The organism is Mesorhizobium sp. B2-3-14, from assembly GCF_006442175.1.
GTDB lineage: Bacteria > Pseudomonadota > Alphaproteobacteria > Rhizobiales > Rhizobiaceae > Mesorhizobium > Mesorhizobium australicum.
Window position 1 is genome coordinate 246,257 of the sequence record NZ_VFVP01000001.1, and the last position, 25,114, is coordinate 271,370.

General features: G+C 60.1%; 20 protein-coding genes and 1 tRNA gene. 8 read left to right on the forward strand and 13 right to left on the reverse strand.

The window, feature by feature from the left end; genetic code table 11:
- Window positions 1–77 precede the first annotated feature (77 nt).
- Window positions 78–1,349 carry an ABC transporter substrate-binding protein gene (locus tag FJ950_RS01115; RefSeq protein ID WP_140614693.1) on the reverse strand — a complete coding sequence of 424 codons (1,272 nt, stop codon included), beginning with the start codon at window positions 1,347–1,349 and terminating at the stop codon, window positions 78–80.
- Window positions 1,350–1,453: 104 nt separating this feature from the next.
- Here FJ950_RS01115 and FJ950_RS01120 point away from each other — a divergent pair, with 104 nt between their 5' ends.
- From FJ950_RS01120 to FJ950_RS01130, 3 genes are all read left to right on the forward strand, one after another.
- Window positions 1,454–2,326: a helix-turn-helix domain-containing protein gene (locus FJ950_RS01120; protein WP_140614694.1), complete on the forward strand. Its 873-nt coding sequence runs from the start codon at window positions 1,454–1,456 to the stop codon at window positions 2,324–2,326.
- 172 nt (window positions 2,327–2,498) lie between these two features.
- Window positions 2,499–2,574, forward strand: a tRNA-Phe gene (locus FJ950_RS01125).
- 185 nt (window positions 2,575–2,759) lie between these two features.
- Window positions 2,760–4,316 carry a tyrosine-type recombinase/integrase gene (locus tag FJ950_RS01130; RefSeq protein WP_246681262.1) on the forward strand — a complete coding sequence of 519 codons (1,557 nt, stop codon included), beginning with the start codon at window positions 2,760–2,762 and terminating at the stop codon, window positions 4,314–4,316.
- A 219-nt stretch (window positions 4,317–4,535) separates the two neighbouring features.
- On the opposite strand, the gene FJ950_RS01135 is transcribed toward FJ950_RS01130, so the two are convergent.
- The 4 genes from FJ950_RS01135 to FJ950_RS01155 form a co-directional block, all read right to left on the reverse strand.
- A complete protein-coding gene (locus FJ950_RS01135) occupies window positions 4,536–5,279 on the reverse strand; it encodes a SprT family zinc-dependent metalloprotease (RefSeq protein WP_140614696.1) in 744 nt (247 codons plus the stop codon).
- A complete protein-coding gene (locus FJ950_RS01140; protein WP_246681264.1) occupies window positions 5,266–8,547 on the reverse strand; it encodes an HsdR family type I site-specific deoxyribonuclease in 3,282 nt (1,093 codons plus the stop codon). The genes FJ950_RS01135 and FJ950_RS01140 overlap by 14 nt, the downstream gene beginning before the upstream one ends.
- A gap of 283 nt (window positions 8,548–8,830) precedes the next feature.
- Window positions 8,831–10,042, reverse strand: a complete 1,212-nt coding sequence (locus FJ950_RS01150; protein ID WP_140614699.1) for a restriction endonuclease subunit S — start codon at window positions 10,040–10,042, stop codon at window positions 8,831–8,833.
- A complete protein-coding gene (locus tag FJ950_RS01155; protein WP_140614700.1) occupies window positions 10,032–11,546 on the reverse strand; it encodes a type I restriction-modification system subunit M in 1,515 nt (504 codons plus the stop codon). The genes FJ950_RS01150 and FJ950_RS01155 overlap by 11 nt, the downstream gene beginning before the upstream one ends.
- A gap of 93 nt (window positions 11,547–11,639) precedes the next feature.
- Here FJ950_RS01155 and FJ950_RS01160 point away from each other — a divergent pair, with 93 nt between their 5' ends.
- Window positions 11,640–12,509, forward strand: coding sequence for a GIY-YIG nuclease family protein (locus tag FJ950_RS01160; protein ID WP_140614701.1), 870 nt, complete (start codon window positions 11,640–11,642; stop codon window positions 12,507–12,509).
- A gap of 1,428 nt (window positions 12,510–13,937) precedes the next feature.
- Here the strand turns inward: FJ950_RS01160 and FJ950_RS01170 are convergent.
- A complete protein-coding gene (locus FJ950_RS01170) occupies window positions 13,938–14,870 on the reverse strand; it encodes a DUF2971 domain-containing protein (RefSeq protein WP_140614702.1) in 933 nt (310 codons plus the stop codon).
- A gap of 134 nt (window positions 14,871–15,004) precedes the next feature.
- On the opposite strand from FJ950_RS01170, the gene FJ950_RS01175 reads away from it, so the two are divergent.
- Entirely contained in the window at window positions 15,005–15,820 is an 816-nt protein-coding gene (locus FJ950_RS01175) for a hypothetical protein (RefSeq protein ID WP_140614703.1), read from the forward strand.
- 160 nt (window positions 15,821–15,980) lie between these two features.
- On the opposite strand, the gene FJ950_RS01180 is transcribed toward FJ950_RS01175, so the two are convergent.
- The 6 genes from FJ950_RS01180 to FJ950_RS01205 form a co-directional block, all read right to left on the reverse strand.
- Complete coding sequence (locus FJ950_RS01180; protein ID WP_181171014.1) at window positions 15,981–17,315, reverse strand: hypothetical protein; 1,335 nt, start codon at window positions 17,313–17,315, stop codon at window positions 15,981–15,983.
- Entirely contained in the window at window positions 17,302–18,003 is a 702-nt protein-coding gene (locus tag FJ950_RS01185) for a hypothetical protein (RefSeq protein ID WP_140614705.1), read from the reverse strand. Before FJ950_RS01185 ends, FJ950_RS01180 begins: the two co-directional genes overlap by 14 nt.
- Window positions 17,996–18,607 carry a hypothetical protein gene (locus FJ950_RS01190; protein WP_140614706.1) on the reverse strand — a complete coding sequence of 204 codons (612 nt, stop codon included), beginning with the start codon at window positions 18,605–18,607 and terminating at the stop codon, window positions 17,996–17,998. The genes FJ950_RS01185 and FJ950_RS01190 overlap by 8 nt, the downstream gene beginning before the upstream one ends.
- A gap of 774 nt (window positions 18,608–19,381) precedes the next feature.
- The gene (locus tag FJ950_RS01195; RefSeq protein WP_140614707.1) at window positions 19,382–19,975 is read right to left on the reverse strand and encodes a hypothetical protein; all 594 of its coding nucleotides are present in this window, start codon (window positions 19,973–19,975) and stop codon (window positions 19,382–19,384) included.
- A gap of 98 nt (window positions 19,976–20,073) precedes the next feature.
- On the reverse strand, window positions 20,074–20,661 hold the full coding sequence (locus FJ950_RS01200) for a recombinase family protein (protein WP_140614708.1): 588 nt from the start codon (window positions 20,659–20,661) through the stop codon (window positions 20,074–20,076).
- Window positions 20,662–20,989: 328 nt separating this feature from the next.
- Window positions 20,990–21,592 carry a hypothetical protein gene (locus FJ950_RS01205; RefSeq protein ID WP_140614709.1) on the reverse strand — a complete coding sequence of 201 codons (603 nt, stop codon included), beginning with the start codon at window positions 21,590–21,592 and terminating at the stop codon, window positions 20,990–20,992.
- A 311-nt stretch (window positions 21,593–21,903) separates the two neighbouring features.
- Here FJ950_RS01205 and FJ950_RS01210 point away from each other — a divergent pair, with 311 nt between their 5' ends.
- From FJ950_RS01210 to FJ950_RS01220, 3 genes are all read left to right on the forward strand, one after another.
- Complete coding sequence (locus tag FJ950_RS01210) at window positions 21,904–22,368, forward strand: helix-turn-helix domain-containing protein (protein WP_140614710.1); 465 nt, start codon at window positions 21,904–21,906, stop codon at window positions 22,366–22,368.
- A 641-nt stretch (window positions 22,369–23,009) separates the two neighbouring features.
- The gene (locus FJ950_RS01215) at window positions 23,010–23,225 is read left to right on the forward strand and encodes a hypothetical protein (protein ID WP_140614711.1); all 216 of its coding nucleotides are present in this window, start codon (window positions 23,010–23,012) and stop codon (window positions 23,223–23,225) included.
- Between the two features lie 576 nt (window positions 23,226–23,801).
- Window positions 23,802–24,236, forward strand: a complete 435-nt coding sequence (locus tag FJ950_RS01220) for a hypothetical protein (protein ID WP_015319225.1) — start codon at window positions 23,802–23,804, stop codon at window positions 24,234–24,236.
- Between the two features lie 9 nt (window positions 24,237–24,245).
- Here the strand turns inward: FJ950_RS01220 and FJ950_RS01225 are convergent, their stop codons facing one another.
- Window positions 24,246–25,106, reverse strand: a complete 861-nt coding sequence (locus FJ950_RS01225; RefSeq protein ID WP_140614712.1) for an alpha/beta hydrolase-fold protein — start codon at window positions 25,104–25,106, stop codon at window positions 24,246–24,248.
- Window positions 25,107–25,114 lie beyond the last annotated feature (8 nt).

Here is a 25,114-nt window from a genome sequence, read left to right on the forward strand (position 1 = left end):
CCTGGTGTTGAAAGCAAGCGTGCAAGCGGCGGGTCCAGGACGGACATAGCTGCCGTCCCGGACCCCGTCCTGGGAGTTCAGGACTTGACAGGCAGCCCAGTCGCCGAGGCGATCTGGCTGGCGGCATCGTCGAGTGCCGCCTTGGCGTCGGGATATCCGCCGGCGAGGTATTTGGTCTGCACGGCGCGCACGATGATCTCGGCATCGCTCTGGAACTGCGTGCCGCGGCTCGGAACGACCTTGGGCAAGGTGCCCAGAATATCCTTCCACACCGCTTGGCCGCCCCAGTAGGGCTGGCCCTGGCTGACGTAAGGGTCGTTCAGGGCCGAGACCAGTGATGGGACGAGGCCGAACTCCTTCAGCATGGTGATCTGGCCTTCATTGGTGCCGAGCGTGTATTTCAAATACTCGTAGGCCGCTTCCTTGTTCTTCGACGCCGAGGTGATGGCGAGCGACGAACCGCCGAGATTGGCGGCGTGCGGCCCGTCCGCGGTCAGGCTCGGCATCAGGTAGACGCCCCACTTGCCGTTTTCGCCGGCCGATTCGGTGCGGATGGTGCCTTCGTACCAGCCGCCATAGACCTGGGTGGCGACGGTTCCGGCGGTGTTGTTGGTGATCTTGGTGCCCCAGTCGGCCGACGAGACGATGCCCGCGTCCTTCATCTCCTTGACCTTGGTCATGGCGTCGACGCATTTGGGCTGGTTGACCGTGATCGACTGGCCGTCCTCGGCGAAATAGGCGCAGCCCTGTTCGTTGGAGATCATACGGAAGAATTCACTGTCGCCGTTGAAATCGGCATTGGTCATCGAGACCCCTGGATTGGCGGCCTGGATCTTCTTGCCGGCGGCGATGAAATCGTCCCAGGTCTTGATCGATGCCGGGTCGACGCCGGCCTTTTCATAGAAGTCGCGGCGATAGAAGACGGCGACCGGGCCGGAATCCCACGGCATGGCATAGGCCTTGTCGCCGACTTCGAGTTCGGTACGCTTGAAATCGGGGAATTTCTTCTGGTCTTCCGCTGTGTAGCCCAACGTGTGCAGGTCGACGAAACAGTCGGGGAACTGGCTCCAGTAATTCTCGGCCTCGCCGTTCTCGATGGTCACGATATCGGGCAGGCCGACGCCGCCGGCCGCGCACCCGGCGATCGACTTGTCATAGGTCGGCTGGTTGCCGAGATCCTGGACCGTGACCTTGATGTCGGGATGGACCTTGTTGAAACCGGCAACCGTTGCCTTCAGCGACGAGGCGGCGATGTTCCAGCTCCAGATGGTGATTTCGCCGGATTGCGCGAAGGCCGGGGCTGAGCCCAAGGCAAGCGCGAGCGCGGCGCAGGACAGTGTGATGCGCATTGAAATCCTCCCATTTCATTTGCTCTCTCTGCGAGCCTGGCTAGACTAGGCACCGGCAAAGGCCTGTCCCGGACAAAGGGAATACGAAATTGGCGGAAAGTAAGATGCCCGAACGGCCGTTTTACCAGCCTGGCGCCAGCAGTGTGGAAGGCCTGCCGCTGCTGTTGCAGATGTTCCACACCAATCCGCTGGTGATGCTGAAGCCGCATTGGCATGCCCAGGTAGAGGTGAATTTCATCGTCCGCGGCTCCGTCCACTACCGCATGAACGAGCACGAAATCTCGCTCTCGGCCGGCGAGATGTGCCTGTTCTGGGGCGGCCTGCCGCACCAGATGGACGATTTGAGCGACGACGCCGTCTATGCCGGCGCGCACCTGCCGCTGGTGCATTTCTTCCGGCTGCACCTGCCGGCGGATATACGCCACCGGCTGATGACGGGTGCGACGCTGGTGACAAGCGCCACCGATCAATCCGACAATGACAATTTCGCCCGCTGGAACCGCTACGCCCGTTCGGGCGACCCGGCCAAGACCGAGCATGCCGTCAACGAACTCCTGCTGCGGCTGGAGCGGGTGCGGTTCGAGCCCTATCGGCTGGTGCCGGAAAACGCCGCCGGGCAGGAGGCGGGCAGCCCCTTCGACCAGCAGTCCTCACGCAATGTCGGGCGCATGTGCGATTTCATCGCCGAAAATTTCCTCTACGACATCGATTGCATGAACATAGCGGCCGCCGCCGATATCCACCCCAAATACGCCATGAGCCTGTTCAAGAAATCAACCGGCATGACGCTCAACGAATACGTCAACCTGTTGCGGCTGAGCTACGCGCAGGCGCTTCTGATGCATCAGGACGCCAATGTGCTGCGGGTCGCCATGGACTCGGGCTTCGGCTCGCTCAGCGCCTTCAACAAATCCTTCCGCAAGCTGGCCGGCATGACCCCATCCGACTTCCGCAAGGGGCTGCCAAGCGCCAGATAGGCGGGCGCACGGCATGGAAACCGACCCATCGGGCGACATTTCTTTTCCTGCGGGAAATCCACATCTGGGCGCTGGACAGGCCGGATTCCCATGCTATAACCCACGCGCTTTCAAGGGGCGCCCACGGTGCCTTCATGAAATCCGGAGCGCGAGTTTTCGTTAGCCGGAACAGGCCCAGATAGCTCAGTTGGTAGAGCAGCGGACTGAAAATCCGCGTGTCGGTGGTTCGAATCCGCCTCTGGGCACCATCTTTCTTGTCACCCCAACAAGATCAAGAAGATAAGCCAAATCAGCATGTTGCGCTCGCCTGACTGTGTTACAAAGGTGTGCAACTATGCTCTATCGGCTGGTCCGTCCCGTGAAGCGAACAGGTTCCTCTAAGCAGCAATTTGTCCAGCGCATCCCCGCTGACCTGCGAGATCGCATGGTGGGCATGAAGCTGGCTGTCCCGATCGGCGAAGAGACGGCGCTCGTCACCATCACACCGAAGACCGAAAGCATTCGCTTCTCGTTGAAGACCGGCGACCCCAGCGTCGTGAAGAGCCGACAGGCGGATGCTGTCGCATATCTGGAGCAAATCTTCCGATCGCTTCGGGAGAATAGGCCGGTCGCTCTCACGCATCGCCAGGCTGTCGCGCTTTCCGGCGAACTCTACCGTGCCTGGGCGAGTGATTACGACCACCGCAACTCCATCTCCTTCGTGCAGAACGCGGACGGCACCGTGGAACGCGAAGACAGCTTGGACCTCGACCTAATGGCGACGGCCTATGCGTCCATCGTCGAGAAGCTAGGTAGGCTGAAGGAGGACGGGGATTCTGCAAACATGGAGAATGCCGTGGGGCCGCTCGTCAACCGGCTACTGCTTGCTCGCGGCATTCCAGCCATCGACGCGGCGTCCCGCCCTATGGTGCTTGTGGAATTCGTGAAGGCGCTCCGCGAGGGGATGGAGGCGAGAGGCAGGAAGCTTGGCGGGGACTATTCTCCCGATCCTCGTTCCGAGAGGTTCCCCGAATGGAAGGCTCCCGGCAGCCCGAAGGCCACATCGGGCATCTCGCTTACGGGCCTGGTCGAATCCTGGTGGCAGGAGGCCAAGGCGTCGGGCCTGACCGCAAGCACCCATGAAAGCTACCGGAAGGCAGCCGCAACGCTGACGGAATTTCTCAAGAACGATGACGCTACCCGCGTGGCCGCCAACGACCTCGTTCGCTTCAAGGATCACCTGCTGGCGAGCGTCAATCCGAAGACTGGCAAGACGCTCAGCGCCAAGACAGTGAAGGACAGCTACCTTTCCGGCCTGCGCAGCGTTTTCACCTGGGCGGTCAACAACAGGAAGATGGAGGCGAATCCCGCTACCGGCATCACCATCAAGGTCGGCAAGCAGCGACGGCTTCGCGAAAGCTGGTTCACCCCAAAGGAAATAACGGCCATCCTCACAGCCTCGGCTAACGTGAGGAAGGGTCTGAAGGAGAAGCCGCAGCGCCATGGCCTGAAGCGTTGGGTTCCCTGGCTTTGCGCCTATACCGGCGCTCGCGTCGGCGAGATCGTGCAGTTGCGCAAGGAGGATGTCCGTAAGGACGGCAAAGACTGGATCATCGCCATCACCCCGGAAGCGGGAACCGTGAAGGACAAGGAGCGAAGGGAGGTGCCGCTGCATCCGCATCTGGTCGAGACGGGCTTTCCGGCGTTCGTGGAGGCTGCGGCGGATGGGCATCTCTTCATGTGGTCAGGCGCAGAAAGAGCCGCCTGGAGGACAGCCAAGAACCGCCTCACCGAATTCGTTCGCACCGTCGTCAAGGACCCGAACATCCAGCCGAACCACGCCTGGAGGCATACATTCAAGACGATGGGCTCGGAGGCCGGCATCCAGGACAAGGTGCTCGACGCCATCTGCGGCCATGACCCGCGAACGGTCGGCGAAGGCTATGGCGGAGTGACGCTGGTGACCAAGGCTCGGGCGATGGAAGCGTTCCCCCGGTTCAAGGTATCGTAGTGCTCAAGATTGCTTCTTGCTCCCGCGACCCTTCGGCTTCTTGCGCTTCGCCCAAGACTGCGCAGCAATTCGTTTCCTTATTTCAGCCGCTGCCGCTGGCCCTTCCTGCGTAGCGGCAAGCATTTGCTCTTCAAGGCTTGACGGTCGACGCATGCTCCCGCCCAACTCCAGGTTCCAACCGCCCTTGGTCTTTGTGATGCGCATGGAACGTCTAATTCCTCAATCATTCAGGATGATCTCGGCGCTGTGGTCCAGACGGGATTTGATCGCCTCCCAGCCGGGCATGGAGCGGGTGAGAAGGCGGAAGAACTCGGGGCTGTGATTGTGCTCCCTGAGATGGCAAAGCTCGTGGGTGATGACGTAATCAATCGCCTCGCGCGGAGCCTTAACCAGAAACGGATTGAGGGTGACCGAACCGCCCGTTGCGCAGCTTCCCCATTGCCGCTTCATGTCGAGCAACCGGAAAGGCGGCGGCTCCTGGACCCAGGGCAGCCCCTTTGAGATCACCTCGATGCGGCCGGCGAAGTAGTCCCGCGCTCTGAGGCGATACCAAGCCCGCAAGCGAGCCCGGAGCGCCACCTTGTCGGTGTTGTCAGCCGCGACGACGAGCAGGCCGCGCTTCAGCTTGATGGAGCGCTCAGCCTTGGGCACCTGCATAACCTTCAGGACATAGCGGCGGCCGAGATAAAGCGCCTGTTCGCCACTGACATATTGCCGGGGCAGGACATGCTCGAAGCGTTTCCTGGCGTCGGTGACGTGCCGGAGAACCCAGCGGGCACGTTTCATGACAGCCTTGCGGATGGCCTCCTCACTGGCGTCCTCGGGAGCCTCGACCTCGACGGCACCATCGGGATGGACATGGATGGCGATGCGCTCGCGCCGGGCCGGATCGACCCGCACGGAATAGGCGATGTTTTCGTCGCCATAGCGCAGCGTCGACAGGTTACGCTCAGAGAGTGCCACGGGAGGCTCCCAGGCGCACGATCTCAACGATGCGGTCTACCAGAGTCTGGGCTTTGTCCAACCCGCCCAGCGCCTTGAAGTAGCGCGGCAAGAGCCTGGTCCTGATGTCAGCCTCGATGTTGGCCGGATTGATCGAGAATGTCGCCACCGCGTTGCTTACGACACTGTCGACATGGAAGGCCTCGGCGACAAGCCAGTCCTCGCCGCGATCCCGTGCCGCCACCTCGCCCAGGACCAGCGGGAAGAGACCGAAATAGGCCTGTGCATGGGGATTCTCGGGGAAGCGCTCGGGCACATGAGGGTTGGCCCGCGTCCTCGCCTTTTCCTCCAGGTCCTTGAACAGGATATATTGCTTGTGCGGATGATCGAAGAGAGATTCCGCCTCCTTGATCGCCTGCCGCAACAGCTCCGAAAACACCGCCTGCGCATAGGGATCATCGGCCAGGGTCTGCTCGATGGTTTTTGTCAGCCGGGTCTTGATGACATCGGTTTCGGCGCGGGTCTTGTCGTCGCTCCAGCCGGATGCGTCATAACCAGCCTGCTTGTTGTCGGTGAAGCCGGTGAGGTCGATGACGCCTTCCGACTCCTTGATCTCGACGCCGACGACCTGCTTGTCGACCAGCTTGCGTATCTGTTCCTCGTAGGCCGAGAAGTCGACCGTCTCCATGGCGTCCTGCTTGGCCTGGATGCGCAGCTCGGTGAAGAGCCTCAGGTCCTTCTTGTAGTCGGCGATCGTCGCCTCGCTGAAGGAGCCGTCCTCGAAGAAGGCGTGGGATGAAAGCGCCAACTTGAGGCACATGCCGAACTCGGTCAGCGCGGCATAGAAATCCTCGCGGACCTTCTGGTTGCGATCGTAGCTTGCGCCGTCTTCGCCAAGGATCGAATCCGGCGTCAGCACCAGACGGAACTGCTCGCGGTCGCCTTTGTTCTTCACCCCGGCGAAGATCGCCCACAATGCAGCGTGGAGGCCCGGCAGGCGCTTGTATTCGGTCGAGACGCTGGCGAAGGTGCCTTCGATGTCCTCGATGTCGTAGCCGCCCTGGGTGCGCTCGGCGAGGTCCTGGTAGTCTTTCAGGGACGTGTCGAGTTCCTTCAGGATGCCGCGATAGTCGATCAGGAAACCGAACTGTTTGGCCTCGTGCAGCCGGTTCACCCGCGCGATGGCCTGGAGCAGATTGTGTTCCTTCAGATATTTGTCGATGTAGAGCACCGCGTTTCGCGACTCATCGAAGCCGGTGAGCAACTTGTCGACAACGATGAGGATGTCGGGCTTGCCGGGGGTCGAAAAGTTATCGATGACCTTCCGCTCATAGGCTTCCTGATCGTTACCGACATTGGCAGCCCACCACTTCTGGATTTCCGGGGTCTTCGACTCGTCCGTGTCCTCATGGCCTTCGCGAGTGTCAGGCGGCGAGATGATGACGGCGCTAGTGACGAGATCCGTGGCGTCGAGCGCCTGCTTGTAGCGGATGGCCGAGAGCTTACTGTCGGTCGCCAGTTGCGCCTTCAGCCCGGTGCCAAGCTCCTTGAAATTCTGCGAAAAGTGGGTGGCGATGTCCCAGGCGATGAGGTCGATGCGGTTGCCGGCGCGATAGACGCTGCCACGGGTGGCGAATTTCTTCTTAAGGTCGGATTGCTGCTTGTCGGAAAGCCCCGTGGTGATCTTGTCGAACCATTTGTCAATCGCTTCGGCGTTCACATCGACTACCGGCCGGCGCTCCTCATAGAGAAGCGGCGTGACCGTCCCGTCCTCCACCGCCCGCTGCATGGTGTATGCGTGAAGGATCGGGCCGAACTTGTTCTGCGTCTTGTCGTCCTTCAGCAGCGGCGTTCCCGTGAAGGCGATGAAGGCGGCGTTGGGCAGGGCCTTGCGCATCCGCTCGTGATTTTCGCCGCCATGGCTGCGGTGTCCTTCGTCGACCAGCACGATGAGGTCTTCGGAGGCGTTGTGGCATTCCTTGAAGCGCGTCGCCGAATTGAATTTTTGCAGCAGCGTGAACATGATGCGCTCGGTGCCCGAGCCGATGCGCTGGGCCAGGTCGCGGCCAGATGAGGCCTTGGCGTTCTCGCCGTCCTTCTTCGTCGCTACCGCAGAGCCGAACGCGCCGCCCGCCATGAAGGTGGTCGACAGTTGACGTTCCAGGTCGACCCGATCGGTGATGACGATGATACGGCAGCGGGCAAGGGCGTCATGAATCAGCAGCGCCTTCAGCAGAAAGACCATGGTGAAGGACTTGCCGGAGCCGGTGGTGTGCCAGATGACGCCGCCCTCGCGCCCGCCGTCCTGGTTGCGCTCCTCCATCCGCGCCAGCATCGACTTGATGCCGAAGACCTGGGGGTAGCGGGCGGCGATCTTCCCCAGCTTGCGGTCGAATAGGAGGAAGTAGCGGACGAACTCCAGGAGGCGATCGGGCCGCAACAGGCTGACGATGAGCCGGTCCTGCCCGGTTGCGGCGACGGGCTTCGACCAAAGGCCATCGAAGAAGGCTCGGACATGGGCCGGGCGCTCGGCGAACAGGGCGGCGTGTTGCTGCGCTGTGAGCCTGGCGTTGATCGTTGTGTCGATCGCGGCGGCGGGAATTTCCTCCTCTCGCCATAGCGACCAGAACTTCGCCGGGGTCTCGATGGTGGCGTATTTGCCATCTTGCCCCGAGATGGAGAGGAGGAGCTGGGCATAGGCATAGAGCGCGGGGATGCCGTCCGGCTTCTGGTTGCGGAGATGCTGTGAGACGCCCTCGACCAACATCAGCTTTTCGGCATGGCCTCCGGTCGGGCGTTTGGCCTCGATGACGGCCAAGGGGATGCCGTTGGCGTAGAGCACGATGTCGGGCCGGAACCGGCCATGCCCGCCCTCGCGTTCGACGGACAGCTCCTCGGTGACCTGGAGGCGGTTGGCGGTTGGATTCGCGAAGTCGAGCAGCGGCACGGTGACGGAATGCTTGTGGCCGTCCGGCATGAACTCGCTGACGGTGACGCCAAGGGCGAGATGCTTCCAGACCCGCTCGTTGGCTGGCGTTAGCCCCTCGTTGAGGCCGGTGTCGTTGAGCGCCTTCAGGACCTGGGCAACGCCGCTGGCGGAAAGCGCATGGCTCGCATTACGATAGGCAAAACGCCAGGCGGAGAGATAGTTGCGGGTCGCAGTTTCGAGCAACACCGCCCGCTCGCTGCCGCGCTGAGCGAGACATTCTGCCGGCGACAGATAAGACCAGCCGAGCTTCATCAGGAGAGCGAGCGCCGGGACCTTGGCCTGGGTCTCCTCGTCACTCATGGGGCGCTCTGGAGCGTTCATCGGTCTTCGATCACCTCGTAAGGCCAATCGAAATGGCTGTAGAGGAAAGGCCTGCCGCCTTCGCGGTCCGTCTCCTTGGCGTAGATTCGAAATCTGGTTCCCACCGGATGGTTCTTCCTCATCGAACGAGAGCATTCGACATCCATCGTCGTTGGGAACAATTGGCCTTCAATGGGCCGGACGTGGATCAGAGAACTTTTGCCCGGTTTCTTGGCCGCATATGTCTCGACAACCACTTGATGGTAGCTGGACCATAGTTGGCTCATGGTTGCACACGCCGCTTGCCCGTCAGTAGTTGCTGCATCAAGGCACGTTTTTCGTTCAACAGTTTGCCTTTCGCCGCTATCAAAGCGTCGACCTCGCATTGCGCCGCATCAAGAACATCAGCAATTCTGGTCTGCTCGTTGGCCGTCGCCGGCATGTCTATCTTTTCTTCAAGGAACCAATCCAAATTGAACGTCATTTTTTCGATGTGGACGCCATAGCTGCTTAGGTACGCAAGTCGGTACATGCATGGCATTCGGGACAACCAGTCAAAAAACCGAATTTGTAGCCGATCTTTGTTTCGTGGGATTAGCGAGATGTAAGAGTTTGAGATATGCATTCCGTCATATTTGGCGGGCGTCATCGCCATTGCGCCATGGACCACCTGCATTTTGGAAATCAGAAAATCCCCTGCTTTTGTCGTCTTCATTCCTTTGGTAAGGATTTCTCGCCCGTGGAGCCTCTGGCGCAAGAACAGCCCTCTAGATCGCCGGCGAAGACTAAGCAGGCTGTAGAGATCGTCATCTGACCAGTCTACGTTTCGACGAACTTCTTTCAATACGCTTCCAATTTTCACGTGTGCCCATTCTGTCCCCTCAAATCCCTTCAGCCGTCGCTTGCCTAGGAGTAGTTGCTGCATGAGGGCACGCTTCTGGGCCTCGGCATTGACGAGCAGCTTCTCGCTCGTCTCGATGGCCGCATCCCAGGTCGAGAGGATTTCGCCGATCTTCTTCTGTTCGGGTAGTGGAGGAAACCGGAGCTTCAACTCCGCGAAGCGTGATACGCCAAGATGGGCGATCGAGTTCGTCTTAGTCGCGATACCAGCAAAGACGCCGGTATGGAGGCAATGGTGAAATAAGTTCCAGGCGAAGGTGGTGTCTGTTTTGCGGTCTGCTCGGTAGCGCACGAGCGTATTTTGAAAGCAACATTCGGGCGGCTCTCCGCGATAAATTGCAGATCGGCCGACAAGTTCTAGGCTCTGGCCTTCATTGAGGAGAATATCACCTTCCTGCAATCTGTACCGCTCGTATTCCCCATCCGTGAACGGCATCGTAAGCAGATCGCTAGTGTCAATCTTGCCGTCAAACACATTCGCCACCCTCAAATAAGTGCGGGGCTTCCCTTCTGTAAAATGCGGTGACCTCTGGCGACCTGCATGGACCTTACCTGTTTCGCCAATACTCCTAACGCTCCATCCCTCAGGCACCATAGCCGAGTTCCTTCAGATATCCTTCCATCTTCACCTCAAGCTCGGCCATGTCCGCTTTCAGCTTCAGCCGCTCCGCCCGCACCGACACCAAATCGATTTCATCCGCCTCCTCGAATGTGTCGACATAGCGCGGGATGTTGAGGTTGAAGTCGTTCTCGGCAATCTCCCCGGCCGTCGCCAGATGGGCGTATTTGTCGACGGAGACACGAGCATCAAAGGCAGCGAAAATACTGAGAAGCTGCTGCTCGCCCAGTCGGTTCTGGTTGGTGCCCTCGTCGTAGTCGCGCGAGGCGTCGATGAAGAGCACGGTATCGTCGGGCTTCTTCTTTCGGAAAAGGAGGATGGCGGCGGGGATGCCGGTGCCGAAGAATAGCTTTTCGGGAAGGCCTATGACGGTGTCGAGAAGGTTCTCCTCGATCAGCTTGCGACGGATTTCACCCTCGCTCGATCCCCTGAAGAGGACACCATGCGGCACGACAACGGCCATCCGGCCAGTCTTCGGCTTCATGGTCTCAATCATGTGCAGGATGAAGGCGTAATCGCCCTTGGTCTTCGGCGGCAGGCCCCGGCGGAAGCGGCCAAAGCGATCGGTGGCGGCTTTTTCAGATCCCCATTTGTCGAGGCTGAAGGGCGGATTGGCGACGACGACATCGAAATGGCGCAACTGGTCCTCCACCGTGCGCAGCTTCGGGTTGCCGATGGTGTCGCCCCATTCGATCTGGTGATTGGTCTCGCCATGCAGGAACATGTTCATCTTGGCGAGCGCCCAGGTCGAGCCGATCGCCTCCTGGCCATAGAGCGCGTACTTCCTGGAGCCGGTGTGCCGGGTGATCTCCTGGCCGCATTTCATCAGCAGCGAGCCCGAGCCGCATGTCGGATCGCAGATGTCGTCGCCTTCCTGCGGCTCGACCAGTCGCGCCATCAGGGTGGAGACTTCGGCCGGCGTATAGAACTCGCCAGCCTTCTTGCCGGCCGACGCGGCGAAACGTGAGATGAGGTATTCGTAGGCGCCGCCGATGATGTCGAGGCTGCCGACCCGGCTTGGCCTGAGGTCCAGGCTGTCCTTGGCGAAGTCCTCCAGGAGCATGCGCAGGATGTCGTTCTTCTGCTCCTCGTCGCCGAGCTTGTTGGCGTTGAAGGAGATGTCCTGGAACACGTCGCGCAGCTTGTTGCCGTTCGCCTCCTCGATGGCGTGAAGGGCCTTATCGATGCGCTCGCCGTTGCCAGCCTTATGGCGGTCATTATGGAGATCATAAAAGCTCGCGCCCTTCGGGAGCACGAACTGCTCATTCTTCATCAGCGCTTCGATCAGGTCGGGATGATCGCCATGCTCCTTGCGGTAGGTCTCGTAATGATCCTTCCACACATCGGAGATGTATTTCAGGAACAGCATGGTCAGCACGTAGTCCTTGTAGACTGATGCGTCGACCGTGCCCCTGAAGGTGTCGCAGGCCGCCCATGCCGCCTTGTTGATTTCCGCTTGTGTTACGCGACCAGCTGTCATGATGTCCCCTTCGAATCAGGTCGAATACACCAGCCTGCATCGTGCTTTGCAATCTCAAACGCAAAGGGCATTCTGGGGACGGAGGGCAATCGAATGAAGGTATTTGCAAAGTACTTCCACGGATTCGATCCAATCGGCTGGCCTGCCGTTACCTTCGGCCTGGAGTCCGCCGCTCAATCCCTACTCGAAGGATTTGAACCCGGAAGCAGGATGGTTTTTCTAGCCACCAGCAAAGCCCCGGTCCGACCGATGCGAGGTAAGATTGTCGGCATGATGGAATTCGGCAACGAGAGAGGACGGGTTGAGCAGTACTTTACGGAAGCGGTGATTGCAGAAGGCACTGAACGCTATGGAACATTTCGATGGCCCTGGGCGGTAAAGGCAACCAAGGCGTGGCAGTTCGACGAGCCATATTCCGGCACAACCGCCTTGCTTGGAAAAGTCCCAATGAAAGCTATTCGCCATCCCTGGCTTCTGCCCAGCAGACTTGCAGCGAGCGTTCTGAGGCTTCCTCATCGGGAGGTAGCATTGGCGATGCCATTCGCTCTCCCGGCCAACGAGCTAAGGCGGGTGAAGCGACACGCCTCAAGGAGAAGCTCAAAGGGGCCGCCGCCAACAAGCTATGAGGCACTAATCATCAAAACCTGCGACGGCCCGTGCTTCACTTATCTGTTGAGGTTCGGCAGCCGCGACATTTGGAAGGTCGGCATGAGCGTCAATCCCGATCGCCGATTGGTCGAAATCAATGCCCACATCCCGACCGAAATTCTGGATGAGGAGTGGCAGATCGAGCGACTTGCATGTTTCAACGACCCGCAAACAGCATACGATGTTGAACAAAGGATCCTCGATTATTTCCGAGCCCACCGAACGGCAGGCGAGCGCATCTCGCTCCCGTTGGCGCAAGTATCTGCGGGTTGGGATGCCGTTGTTGATGCGGCAGGAGGGTCGTCCGATGCATGAGAATTTCCAACAAACGGTTGAGACGCTTGTGCCATCGTTCAATCGACTTGTTGAAATGAAGCCGGTTCGGGGCAATCGTTTCCCATCGATAGACCTGCCACCGGACAGGCGCCTTAGGGCGTCTATCTACTGACGGAGGATGCACATCACTTATATGTGGGTCGCACCAACGACATCATCGGCCGGTTCTACGCACATCGTCGCGAAAGCTCTGGCGACGGCGTTGCTGCCTTCGCATATCGGCTGGCATGTGCGACGAGCGGGCGAACTGGCAGGTCTTACGTCAAGGGTCACATCGACACCCGTTCTGAGAAGATGAAAGACCTGGACTTTCGGAGACACTTTTCCGCAGCGAAGGCAAGGCTTCGAACCATGGAATTCCGGTATGTGCTCGAACCCGACCCAGTCAACCAAGCCATTCTGGAGGTCTACTGCGCTGTCGCCTTAGGAACACCTCACAACACATTCGACAACCATTAGTGATAGTATTGCGGCGCTCAGCGCAACGCGGGCGATGGGGGGAAATATGGGATGGGAATCAGTCGCGGCGTTAGCTGCCGTGTTGTTTGGCACGACGACAGTCATTCAGTCTTATCTGGCTCTGCGGACTGACAAGCGTTACCGGGACGGGGAAAAGAAGGACAGGGAACGCCAGCGAGACACGGAGATGACACGGTGGGGCAGTGAGGTCATCGACGTTATGGCGGAAATCGAAACCGCGTGTGCGCCGCTGACAGAGGGGGGCAATTACAGTTTGGCCGCCATCGAGACGCTTAGCCATCGCGCCAGCGCATTGCTAGACCGAGGCAGACTATTCTTTCCGAACGTGCCATCTGGAGACGGATCACCGGCTGACGAAGGTGTTCGCGTACGTGTGTTGGATCAGGTGCTGAAGGCCTGCTACGTCGCAAGACATCTGGCGGTGCACGGTCACAGCCAAGGAATAGAGTTAAGGCAGCAAATCTGGCAGGCGCGAGGCAGTTTCGTAAGACTTCTGCAAAACGAGATGGCTGGCTCGCTCCGTCAGGTTGGTGAGGATAGCAAAGGCGACCACGTGCCCGTTGACCCACTGACTTGGGACCCGGTTACGCGCATCCTGCGACTTCCTGCTCTGGATGGGGAACCCTCAACGAACTCTGTGTTGCAGAGCCGTGCAACAACCAGACGGCAACGGCTAAAAAACTCATAGAAAAGTGCGGACGGCGATATCGCACGCAACCCGTCTCTAGGCACCAATCGCTTAGGCAGCCAGCTTTACGGCCTCCAGAAGCGCCTTCTCCGGCTCCTGCTCCGCCTAGACATCCAGCGAGAGCTCAAGGTTGCCTATGAGGTCCAGCATGGCGCGGGTCCGCTCGCGGATGGCGTCTTGGCTAGTGGTGATGTTATAGAGATTGCACATCTGCGCCTCCAGCATCGCCCGGTAAGCACCTACCCGGCAGGCCGGTGCAGGGTTCGAATTTCGTGCCGAAAGCCGACAGAAGAGCGAACGGCCTCCATGATCTCGACATTCGGATATCTATCTGCCAGCGCCTTCAACTCCTGGCGGCCTTCGTCCGGCACCGCGAGGCCGAAGATGAGACCGTCTAGTTCCAAATCATGGAAGGGAAGGTCCTCGGGAGCCTCGGTCTTGTTGCGGCCGCGTCCCGCAAAAATGCGCCACTCCTTTTCATATGACCAGTCCGTGCCTTTGGTGAAGACCATTCGATGGCTGGCGACGGAAGGGTTAATCGAAGCAAGTCCGGCAAACATTTCGGCCAGGAAATCCTCATCCACAAGCTTTGGTAGATGATCGACGTACTCTACCGGCTTGGCCATCCCAAAGGGGCTGCTGAGCGCAGCGATCGATCGAAATCTCAGCACCGCGCCCCGACTAAGGTCGCCATAGTGCGCCCACATCGAGGTGTTGATCGGATCGGTCGTGAGGCACAGAATTTTGCTGTCCGCCATTAACTTACGGATGTCAGCATTGACCCCGGGCAGGCTCGCCATCATTCGGTCAAAGCCTTCTTCAAATGCCTCACCAAACTCCTTCTCGAATTCGTCACGGCTTAGATTTGGAAGACTAAGTCCCATGGTCCGAACCAAGGCTCCTAACAAATTCCCCTGCCCAACAGCCCTCTCGCCTTTGAATACTTCCCACAGCTTGGCGAGAGAAGCGACCTTAAGCTTGGCTCTGTCTACCGTAACCGCCAGGTCGAACTGTATATCGTATGGATCGTTTAACGTGCCGGGTGTAGCCCACCTGAGAGTCCCATTGGTCAAGACGGCTTTCGCGGTGCTGAAGCTCATGTATTTGAAGAAGTGGACGCGCCTATTATTCCAACTTGTAGGCACCGAAGGCAGCATTTCGTCAAAATTCATTGGTGTGCCCGCTATGGCAGAACGCCGGATTCGATGTTCAGTTGATGCACGTTAGTCGGGCGATTCGGGAACAGACTGCAAGCTGATCCCCCTTGGTCTGGCATGCGGCGGGTCGGCGACCGGGGGATTTTGGAGTGGGAGAAGCCAAGCGGCGTGAGACGTTCTCCCAGCGAATCCGAAGGGAGCAACCCTTCTGCATCTTTTGTGGCGGGGCCACGCCAAGCGAGACGGTGGAGCACTACCCGCCCCGCAGCATCTTCGACGGCAAGCACCGGCCCCAAGGCATGGAGTTCGGGGCGTGTAGGGAGTGCAACGAGGCATCGCGCGAGGCGGACCTCGTGGCGGCCACTCTTAGCCGCATGATGCCCAACCCAAAGACTTCGGCTGGACGCGCCGAGGTCAAGCGGCTTTTGCATTCGGCATTCCGTATTTCAGGGTTTAAAGACGAGTTCCTCCCGGAGCGGAATCAGGTCGCCGCCTTGAACCGACTTCAGGGCATCGCGTCTCAACTCCCCTCATGGAATTTCCTGCGAATAGGGGGACCAATTGTGGCGAGGTCGATGACGATCTTCGGCTCCAAGCTCGGCCTTGCGCTGCACACCGCGACCACTGGGCGCATCCTGCTGACCTCAGGGGCCGTCGCGATCCAATGGTACTCGAACCTCCAAGCTTACCAAGATGCGCTGCCAAAGGAGTTCCTGGCCATGTGCGGGCCAGGGCGAACCCTCCGCCAAGGCAACTTCGAGGTGGGCGAGCAGTTTAGCGTCGCTAGCGTGGTGCCCGACGAAGACGGCTCGATGTCAGCTCATTTCGCCACCTTCCGGCAGTCGTTCGCCGTCCTGATGTTCGCCACGGAGAAGGCCGAAGAGGCTCATAGGGGCTGGTCAGTGTCGCCGGGGTTCCTGAAGCGCCCCCTCACAGTGATCCCCGTGCAACTGACCCCTAGCTGATAGAGGGCTTCGCCCCTCATCCTCAAGATAATGCGAGAGTCCGGTGCTTAAGGCAGTCACATTGAGCACCTATTTCCGGTGGGCCGACGATGAGGCGGAGCGGAGGCCTTCCAATACCCTAAGGCCCTACCTGGAGCCCTTTAGCAGCGAGTTATTTTCCCTATAGCAGTGACTTATTGGCCAGCTTCTCCTCGACCGGCAGGGCCACCCCCACCAGCCGCCTGGTCTCTTCACGCATTGCCGCCATGGCCGCCGCCTTCGCGCTTTCGACCACAAGCACACAGTCATGGATGGGCAGCGCCACCACTCCTTGTGCGATGAGCCGGAGGAGGGCAGCCACCAGGATGTTACTCTCGGCGTTGGCAAGCCTCGGCCCGATGTTGGTTCCAAGGAGATGCGCGATGGCGGGATGCTTAGCCTCCACCGCTTCCAAGAGCTTCTTGGCTGTCCACCCCGCAGGCAGCAATTCCCGCAGTTCCCCGGAGAGGCGGCGCAAGGTCCCATCGCGGAAGAAGAGGGACGCGACGGCCTTCTTTACGGCGCCCCGGTGCCCTTCCAAGCCCGCCACCGCATACGGGTCTCCAGCCGGCAAGGCCACCCCCTGAAGGGCGTAGGCGAGGTGAACGTACATGGCGCGATAGTCCAACTCCACCAAACGCTCCCCACCAATTGTGAGGCCTGCCCGCCTCGCCCGTGGGAGGGATTGCCAGAAGCCTCCGAAGAGTCTGCCATGGCCATCGAACGTAGATTGGACGTCTGAGCCGTTCACGAGAAAGACCCTGACGAGTTGGTGAGGGGGTTGACGCTCGCCGCAGAGCCTAATGTCGGCCCCCAGCAGTGCATCGTTGATGGTCTTCATTTCCGCTCGCAACCGTAGGGTCTCCCCCGTGTCGCGGTAGTCCACCAACGGCTTTGGCCTATTCCTCCCGACGACCGCCTTGAGGATGACCGTCTCTCCACCAGGAGCGCGGCTGATGTCCACCGGCGATGCGTCGGCCCGGGTCAACATGGCGCGGAGCCGTGCTGAAGGCTCGACGGTTGTCCGCAGATGCTTGAAGACCGCCGCGTGGTAGTCCACCAGCCCGTGCTCCGTTAGTGCCTTCAGGGTGTCCATGAGGGGACCGCGCGGCAAGTCCTTGCGGTCGTAGCGAGTGGCGGCCTTCTTGTCGGCCTGAATGGCAAAGCGAGTTCCTGGCGGATGGCGGAGGGTCACCAGTGCGAGGTTGGCCACGAGGTTCTGGACAATCGCGAGACGGCGCTCGGCGGCGTCTGCCCTGGGCTTGCGGTTTGGGTTGCGATTGGAAGCGGCCTCAAGCCTGGCATAGAGGGAGGTCGCTAGGTCGGCCAAAGGGGATGGCTCTCTGACGGTCAGCCACGGGTCGTGCATGAGTGCGGGACGTGGATGAGCTATGGCCCCCTCCGCCAAGCTGTGCCCACCCAGAAGGACCAATGGTGGGTCGTGGTCCAGGTCTGATCTGTCGTCATAGTGCGTCAAGGTCGCGCCTCCCCGCCGCTGCTACCACCTCGCGCACCGCCTCCAAGTCCACGACGATCCCGGCGATATCCTCGACGGTCTGCCCAAGGAGCCGCATGAAGCTGCCCTCCGCCCGTGGGTAGATATGGCGGTCGCCCCAGATGCCGGACCTGATGTGGGTGCCCGAGGCCAAGCGGTGGGCCATCTTCGCGATCTGGACGTACTGGAACTCAGGGTTTGCCCTCGGCCCGAGAGCTGCCTGGGCGGCCTTCACGGTGAGGGTGATCAAGAGGAGCTGCGCCCCAGACTTGCCCGCGCAGTGAAGCCGCGCCAATGCGTTGCGCACCTTCTCCTCCGTGCCGGCCCACCGGACATCTTGCGCAGTCCGGGCGGTGCCGCTCCCGGCCAGGAGGCCATCCAGGGCGGCGACTACCCCTTCCAATCTATGGTCGCCCCGGTGCGCCTTGAGCCATCGCCGCGCCGCCGTCTGGAAGGGGCGCAGCTCTGCCATCGTGTAGCTTCTCCGCCAGTGGGTGCCGTGGCGACGTCTGAATTCGACGTGGCGCTTGCACAGAGTCTCCGAGAGGCCGTTCCTGGCGGAGCGCTGCGTGAGGTTCTTGCAGCCAGGGGCGGCACAGCGGCGGGGCGAGAGGTCGGAGGGCGCGGCAGCGCGGTACTCGATGTCGTAAGGAGAACCGCCGCTATCCATGGGCAGCCTCCAGGCGGCTCATCAGGCCATCCGGGTCGGTGTCGTTGTCGGTAGCCGCGATGAAGTTGAAAGGGTCTTTGTGCTGGGCGGCGATGGTGGAGATTATGGGGAGCATCTTGAGGGCGACACGGAGCCCGGACTTCGCCGACCGGACCGCGCGGTGGTATCCCTCTGGCTCCTCCACTCTCGCTTTGAACGGCACCAACCCCCACTCTCCGCGATCTCGGGCCTCCTGGATGGGCTTCAGAAACTCGAAGCCGTCGAAAGGCGTCTTAAGGTCGGCCTTGAGGCCCTTGCTGCGGGACACGTGGACGAGCTGGCCCAACAGCCCCTTAGTGTGGACGAAGAGCTTGGTGTCCTTCTGCCGGTGCTCTAGGACGCGGAGTACGGCGGCAGCTCTGAGGGTATCGTCGCTCTTGGCGCAGCCGGCCCCCCAGAGGTGATGCAAGTTCCTCTGCCCCCACAGAACGACTCCGTAAGAACCGGCGTGTTGAGGCGGGGCAAAGGCTTCCGGTCGCGGTCCTCGGTCAATTTCGATGATCGCGCGGAGGGTAGTCGGATCGTTTATCTCCTCAGGGTCGAATGGAACTTCTATGACAGACATTAGGTTGTCTCCTTCCTCGTCAGCGTTGGCATTGGGTTGGTCGCCGCGCCCGCTCCCGGCCTTGCCCAGGGCCTGGAGGATAGGCGATGCCGCCACTCCATGGGTGGCCTTGGATTGCTTGTTGGGGGCGATAGGTGCGCGGCTCGTGCACAGCGGTTTCGACACTGCCGTGTCATCATCAGCGGGAGGGCGTCACTCCCGGACCATTTCCACCCCTCATCCCGTGTTCTCCACCTAGCTACCTAAGCGCCGTATGGGAGGAGCAGCACCGACCCTCTTCGAGCCGAGTGGACAGATGGTATGTGCTTAGGCCCGTCCGTCAGAGGCCGCCCTAACCCTCTCGCGGAGGGCCGTAAGTCCGTGTGGTCCATCGCTTCAAGGGGAAGCGGAGTAGGCATCATCCTTGCTGTGCATCGGCGTGTTCAAATAGAGGGCGGTTCCCCGGACGTATGTCTTGGGCATATCCTGGCGCCGCCCTGTTGAAGGAGGGCGCTACAGAGTAGAGTTTCAATTTTGTGAGTGATGTATTTTGGAATACGACCTTTAAATAACGAAAGCTTCTAGCAACTGCAAGCAGGTTTTGGAAATTTCTCAAACAATCTCAATCAATTGCTTGAACAGTGGCGGATTTAATAGACGCACTATTTTATCATTCCGAGGAATTTCAATGGGTTGCCCTCGATCAGTGGCGGCATCGTAAGGGCCTACCGGGCGCGAGTAGACCCCCAATTCGCCCACCGTAAGGACCATCCGCGCCGCCGCCCTTTCAGCTACTTAGCCGGGACCAGCCAACAGGCGGTCGATCTTCGCTATAAGGTCGCGCCCCTTGGCAGTCAGAAAGACGATCTTCTTGCGGCCATTGTCGGGATGTCGCGCGGTCTCCACCAGCCCGAGGCCAGGCGTTCCCTTCCGGTATCCGGGGCCAAGGTACCTAAGATGCTGGGACATTGTGGTGGGCGATACGTCCACGCGTTTCGCAAGTTCGTCTAACGTCATCGCATCACCGCCAGGGCACCGAGGGTCAAATCCGCAGATGGCAGCCGCCAGGAAAGCGATGGAGATGCCCAGCGGCATGTCTCGGGCCTGGGACTTGATGAGCCGGGTGGCTTCTAGGAGGCGGGTGATGGCTGAGCCTGCACCGAACCCCGAGGGGCTGCCAGTATCATCCGAGTAGGACCCGGCGACCTCCGCGCGTACGGAAATGACATGCTGGAGCCAGCCCTCAAGGCCTCGCCTGGCCCGCCAGTCCATCAGGAAAGGGCCGATCTCGAAGTCCTCTAGGCAGTCGACGGCGAAGGCAATGGCGGTTGTTGGGTCTTGGAATTCGTCGGAGGACACCGGGAGTGGTGCCAGGGTCGGGGTGTTCATGCGCAGTCTCCGGTTAGAGTTGCGCTCCCCAGTATGGCCACGCCGCGCCCTCAGGCAACAAGTTTAACCTGTGCAATGACGGAGGGTGCAGGCCGCCCCTACGCCGACCGGAGAATGCGGAAGACACTCGCCCTCCCAATCCCCAGCTCCTCGGCGATGGCGTCCCCGGTCTTGCCCTCTGCTTTGAGCCTGATGACCTCGGCGGCCTTTCGCTGGGCGGTGGGAGCCCTTCCCTTGTACTTCCCCTCGGCCTTGGCCTTGGCGATACCCTCCCGCTGCCGCTCCAGCATCAACTCCCGCTCGAACTCCGCGATTGACCCCAGGAGGTTGAGCATGAGCTTTCCTGTCGGGGTTGCCGTATCGAGGCTCATCGCCAGGATGCGGAGGGCAACACTCTTGGCTCGGAGTGTGGCGGTGATGTCCACGAGGTCAGCCACCGAGCGGGCAAGTCGGTCAAGCCTGGTGACGATGAGGGTGTCTCCATCGCGAAGGTAGTCCAAGGTCCTTTCCAGCTCGGGCCTCTTGGCCGCCACGGAGGAAAGCTCCTCGCGAAAGACCTTGGTGCACCCGACGGCGGAGAGGTCTCTTAGCTGAGCCTCAAGCCCGGCCTTCTGGTCGGTGGTGGAGGTGCGGGCGTAGCCGACAAGCTGGCCGGCTCCGGCTGGCGTGGTCGCTGGGGCCTTCATCGCTGAGCGCTCCGTCGGGATCATTGAAGTCCTAGACTCTTTGATCCGATCATCTCAAAATGTCAATGCCAATTCTTGTGAGACTGCATCAAGACCTTTTCGACGGACTCACATGGGCTTGCCCTATTGAGACGGCCGTTGACGTATGCTCGTGCTTTCCTAGGGCGCGTCCAACGACCCGTGCAGCATCGTACCGCCTGCCCCATCGGCCGACCTTAGCGAACCCGCATGCGAATCGTCTCAGGTTGAGGTGGCAGGGGGGGAAATCCGCCCGCTGTCACGTGAACGGAAGGCTTCGCGTGACGTACCCCAGTCGCATTCCGGGGGCCTAGAGGAAACGGTCTACCGGCATGCTGGTGGAGACGTCGCTACCCCACCGGAGCCCGGCAAGCTCAGCGCCGCGTCGCAACCATGTTTGCGTCTCCTCAGCTGAGTTGTTTGTTCCGAACCACCATCCGTCTATTAGTGGCTGGGCGTACTTGTGGGCTAGGGCAGCTTGATCGAAAAGGTGCAACGGATCACGCGCGACGATCCGTTTCGTACGGGGCTTGATGGCGGACAGCTTGTCGAGAACGCCAGGCTGATACGCTTCCAGAGACTTCAAGCCTTCTTCGAGCAGGTTTCTGAGCGACCAACAATCCTTCGTCACGCCTTTGAATTTCAGCGTGTAGCTACCTGTCTGACGGGGGGCGCGGAAAGACCCCAGAGAGGCACCTGCCTCTGGCGGCAGCCCATCCTTCTTGGCTTCTTCGAGGTCGATTGCTCGCACTGTCTCGTTAGAGAGATCAATCACGCTCGTGGGTTTAAGCGGATCGATGCCGAGCGCCAGTTGATTGCTGGAAAGGACACTGACGCTCAGATCGCCGCGCTCGTTGGCGCAACCAAGGAGTTCGATGAGCTTGGTTGCCGTGATGAAAGACACTTGAGCCATTGGTTCCTCCAAGGAAATCGACACAGCGCATTTCTATCTCCCTTCCTTACAAGCGTCAACCTGCCTTATAAGGTAGCTAGGATTAACCCATCGCCCGCCCTTGGTAGGATCGCCAAGTCACGCGAGAGGCCGGCATGCTTTCTTGTGCCCCCGAGGGGGAATTCCTTTCTCTGCCACGTAAATCGAGCCACTCGCGTGATCGACCCGAAGCTACGGCCCGGTACTACTCCCGTCCTAAAAATAGCGCCATTTTTGTCACCCTAGATAAACAGACACTTTTATTTAGCTCAAAGGCCGAATAAGTTCGGCTAATGGAACCAAACACCCTCTCAGACCTGGCGAACAAAGAACCCTTGGCGGGGTTCAGGATTGCTGAAAGGTGGGGCGTGGTGGCTGAGCCGGGCTACCAAGCTGTCCCCGACGTTTTGCTGTTGAAGCAGCGCGAATTGGAGATCACCAGCGAAGAGCTCAATGTCCTGCTGAATTTGACCGCCCATTGGTGGCGGCCGAAGGATTTCGTTTTTCCTGGTGTTTCCACAATCGCGAACCGCATGGACGTTTCCAAACGCACCATCCAGCGCATTGTAGGTTCCCTGACGAAGAAGGGCTTTGTGCGCAAAGATCGCACCGTTGACGGAAAGATCTTTTTCGATCTCTCGCCGCTTGAGGAGAAGCTGAGACCCTTTGCTGAAAAGACACTTGCTGAGAGGCGACGGCTGCGCCTTTTGGCAGAGCTAGACACCCCAAGGCGGGACGTCATAGATGGAAAAGTTTGAAGTTTCTATTTGGGGACTGCATGTCCAAGCAGAGGGGTCGATCGGAATCATCGGCGCCGTGGCGGTCGTGGCGATCCTTTTGATCATGATCCGCATCGCCAGGAGGCCCCGCCTGGAGCCGCCCAAAGGAGCTAAGTCGAGGTTACCGGAGCCAATGTAAGATCGCTCCCTTTGAGAGGCAAATGTCCAGACCTTGTGACTACTGTGGTAGTTTAGGCGAATTCATAACAAAGAACGGGCGGCGAGTTTTCATCTGCTCAAACCCTGGCTGCCGATACGGTCGATCGGCTCTTGCGGTGCGTGGCTTTGAGGGATTCCGACGAAGCGAAGATAGTTGCTGCTACCCCACGCTATGCCCCAAGGGCTGCGGGAATCGAGTATTTTTCATCAGGCACAATGGCGGCAGCGTGTGGGTCGATCCTCCCCTAGGATGGCCATGGCCAGTACATGGCTGCTTCGACGAGGGCCGCGCGTCACGTTCGACAATTGCGGCGAAGTCTTACCTTGGCCAGCGAAACGGCGCCGGCTTACGGTTTGGCGTCGTAAAGGAGACATGGGGCTCCCGGTACGCGGGGTCGATGGTGAGGGTGGAGGGCGGCACGGACCTATATCTCAGACTTAAGGGGAAGGACGCTGGGTTGTTGGCTGGACAACTAGCTTTTTACGATCCCGCTAAGCGCACGCTGACGGACATCGAGCACGAACATCATTCGTTCGCAGTGGATACCCTACTTCAACAGGGCCAGGACGCCGACACCGACCACGGCGTCGAGTGCCCCTTCTGCAAGGTCATGGTGGGAAGGGATGAGCTGTTACATCATATCGTGACTGAGCATGAAACCGAGGCGTTGCGGTAGGCCAATCGAGCTGTGTAACGGGACTGTGCTACAAACCGTGGACGCCAGTCAAAAAAACATATAAATTTCAAATAGGTGGTCGACGCCGAGCGCAATCCGCCTCTGGGCACCATCATTTTAAAAACTCCAAGCGCTTATGGCGTGACCACCTGATCGCTATCAATCGCATGCGCCTGTTGCACGGGCGTTCGCGTGTCGTCGCTTAGGTTTTCTTGTCGCCATCGGGATTTGGTGCCGGTGCCTCTCGCACGTCTCGTGGTGGCGGATCGACATGCTCAGGCTCTGACGGTGCTTCCTTGTCCGGCCGACGGACGGGTGGCTGCGGGCCGGGCTTCGGCCGTGGTTCTTGGATCTTGGCTGGCATATCCAGTTAACCGCAACCACAGGCTCTTGTTCCCTTGTGTCTTAAAGAACCGGGAGGCCGAAGCCTTCTGTCGGCTTGGTGCGGGTGCCCGCCCTGTCACAAGGATCGATGGACGGAACGACTTTGCCTTCGCCGGGCTTGTGGAGGATTCAATTTGCTTGGTGATCCCACAACCCTAGGGCAAACTCCCTGCCGGGGCTGCAGGAGGTGAAATGAGAGCACGCGCAGCAACGCTTGGGGATCTCGAGGATGTCTTCCATGGCCTGTCGAAGCGGATGTCGGACGAGTACGCGGCGGCCGGCAAGGACAGCAAGATCGCCTACGACAATCTGATGATGAATTTGAAGGAAGGCCGCGCGCACGCGCTTGTCGAGGGCGAGAAGGCCGTGGCGATCATCGCCTGGCATGAAAACAGCGACGCCGCCGATACGCTGTTCGCCGCGCGGGAGGATTTCTTCCGCGGCTCGACCGTCCGTTTCTGCAAGCGGCATATCAGGCATATCCAGGCGCTTGCCGGCAACCTTCCCATCCACTCGCGCAGTTGGCTCCAAGGGCCCGATGTCGCCAGGTGGTTCGGCATTATCGGCTATGTCGAGCGCGGCCAGGAAAACGGCGCAAAGCTGTTCGAATTGCCGCCTGCGCGCTGAATAGAAATTCTACCGCACCGCGAACGCCGCCTGCACCGCCCGGTTGACCGTCACCGGCAGGATCGACATGTGGTTTTCGCCGGCATGGAGTTCGAAGCTTGCCCGCAGGCCCGGGAGCGCGTCGAGGCGTTCCGCCATCGCCCTGGCGAATTCGTCGGTAAGGATGAGCTTTTTCTGCGCCAGGCGCTTTTCCTCGTCTTCCGCGCCGACCTGGAACGGCGCCAGCTTTTCGGTCTCATACTCTCCGGCCGACAGGATTACGTCGGCTTTCAGGCAGTCGGGAACAGCGGCTTCGAACCTTTCGAGAAAGCGGTCGATAACGCGATCTTCCCAATAGATGGCAGGGCTGGCCGCAATGAAGGTGCTGAATGAGAGCGGGCGGGTAAACAGGGCGTAGAGCGCGAACAGGCCACCGAAAGAGTGGCCGTAAAGTGCTTGGCGGCTCTCATCGATCCTGGTCCGGCTGGCGACCCACGGCTTCAGCTCGGCTTCGATGAAGGCCAGAAAATCCCCCGCCCCGCCGGTCCTGACTTCCGGCGTGCCCTCGTGGAAGGGCGGATAGGTCCTGCCCGGAGGGAGCCCCAGATCCCATGAGCGGCGCAGCGGGTCATAGGCGCCCTCGACGGGGTAGCCGATGGCGACGATGACGCCCCAGCCGACATTGGTGCCAGCGGGATAGAAGGCCTGTGCGCGCATCGCGTCGACCGCCGTGGCGATAACCGCGTTGCCGTCGGTCATGTAGAGCACCGGCCAGCCGGCCTCGGGCATTGGCCCGGACGGCACATGGATGAAGATCCGCCAGGGATCGCCGCCGCGTTTGCCAACGAAGTCGTGGACGGTGGTGTCGGCAATCAAGGCTGGCGTCGCCATCGGCTTGG

Bases quoted from the DNA above. Each gene is read 5' to 3' on its own strand.
- FJ950_RS01200 (WP_140614708.1), bottom strand. From the start codon at position 20,661: ATGAAGGCCCCAGCGACCACGCCAGCCGGAGCCGGCCAGCTTGTCGGC.
- FJ950_RS01210 (WP_140614710.1), top strand. From the start codon at position 21,904: ATGGAACCAAACACCCTCTCAGACCTGGCGAACAAAGAACCCTTGGCG.
- FJ950_RS01115 (WP_140614693.1), bottom strand. From the start codon at position 1,349: ATGCGCATCACACTGTCCTGCGCCGCGCTCGCGCTTGCCTTGGGCTCA.
- FJ950_RS01185 (WP_140614705.1), bottom strand. From the start codon at position 18,003: ATGGATAGCGGCGGTTCTCCTTACGACATCGAGTACCGCGCTGCCGCG.
- FJ950_RS01225 (WP_140614712.1), bottom strand. From the start codon at position 25,106: ATGGCGACGCCAGCCTTGATTGCCGACACCACCGTCCACGACTTCGTT.
- FJ950_RS01205 (WP_140614709.1), bottom strand. From the start codon at position 21,592: ATGGCTCAAGTGTCTTTCATCACGGCAACCAAGCTCATCGAACTCCTT.
- FJ950_RS01120 (WP_140614694.1), top strand. From the start codon at position 1,454: ATGCCCGAACGGCCGTTTTACCAGCCTGGCGCCAGCAGTGTGGAAGGC.
- FJ950_RS01220 (WP_015319225.1), top strand. From the start codon at position 23,802: ATGAGAGCACGCGCAGCAACGCTTGGGGATCTCGAGGATGTCTTCCAT.
- FJ950_RS01160 (WP_140614701.1), top strand. From the start codon at position 11,640: ATGAAGGTATTTGCAAAGTACTTCCACGGATTCGATCCAATCGGCTGG.
- FJ950_RS01195 (WP_140614707.1), bottom strand. From the start codon at position 19,975: ATGAACACCCCGACCCTGGCACCACTCCCGGTGTCCTCCGACGAATTC.
- FJ950_RS01150 (WP_140614699.1), bottom strand. From the start codon at position 10,042: ATGGTGCCTGAGGGATGGAGCGTTAGGAGTATTGGCGAAACAGGTAAG.
- FJ950_RS01155 (WP_140614700.1), bottom strand. From the start codon at position 11,546: ATGACAGCTGGTCGCGTAACACAAGCGGAAATCAACAAGGCGGCATGG.
- FJ950_RS01140 (WP_246681264.1), bottom strand. From the start codon at position 8,547: ATGAGTGACGAGGAGACCCAGGCCAAGGTCCCGGCGCTCGCTCTCCTG.
- FJ950_RS01170 (WP_140614702.1), bottom strand. From the start codon at position 14,870: ATGAATTTTGACGAAATGCTGCCTTCGGTGCCTACAAGTTGGAATAAT.
- FJ950_RS01190 (WP_140614706.1), bottom strand. From the start codon at position 18,607: ATGTCTGTCATAGAAGTTCCATTCGACCCTGAGGAGATAAACGATCCG.
- FJ950_RS01130 (WP_246681262.1), top strand. From the start codon at position 2,760: ATGAAGCTGGCTGTCCCGATCGGCGAAGAGACGGCGCTCGTCACCATC.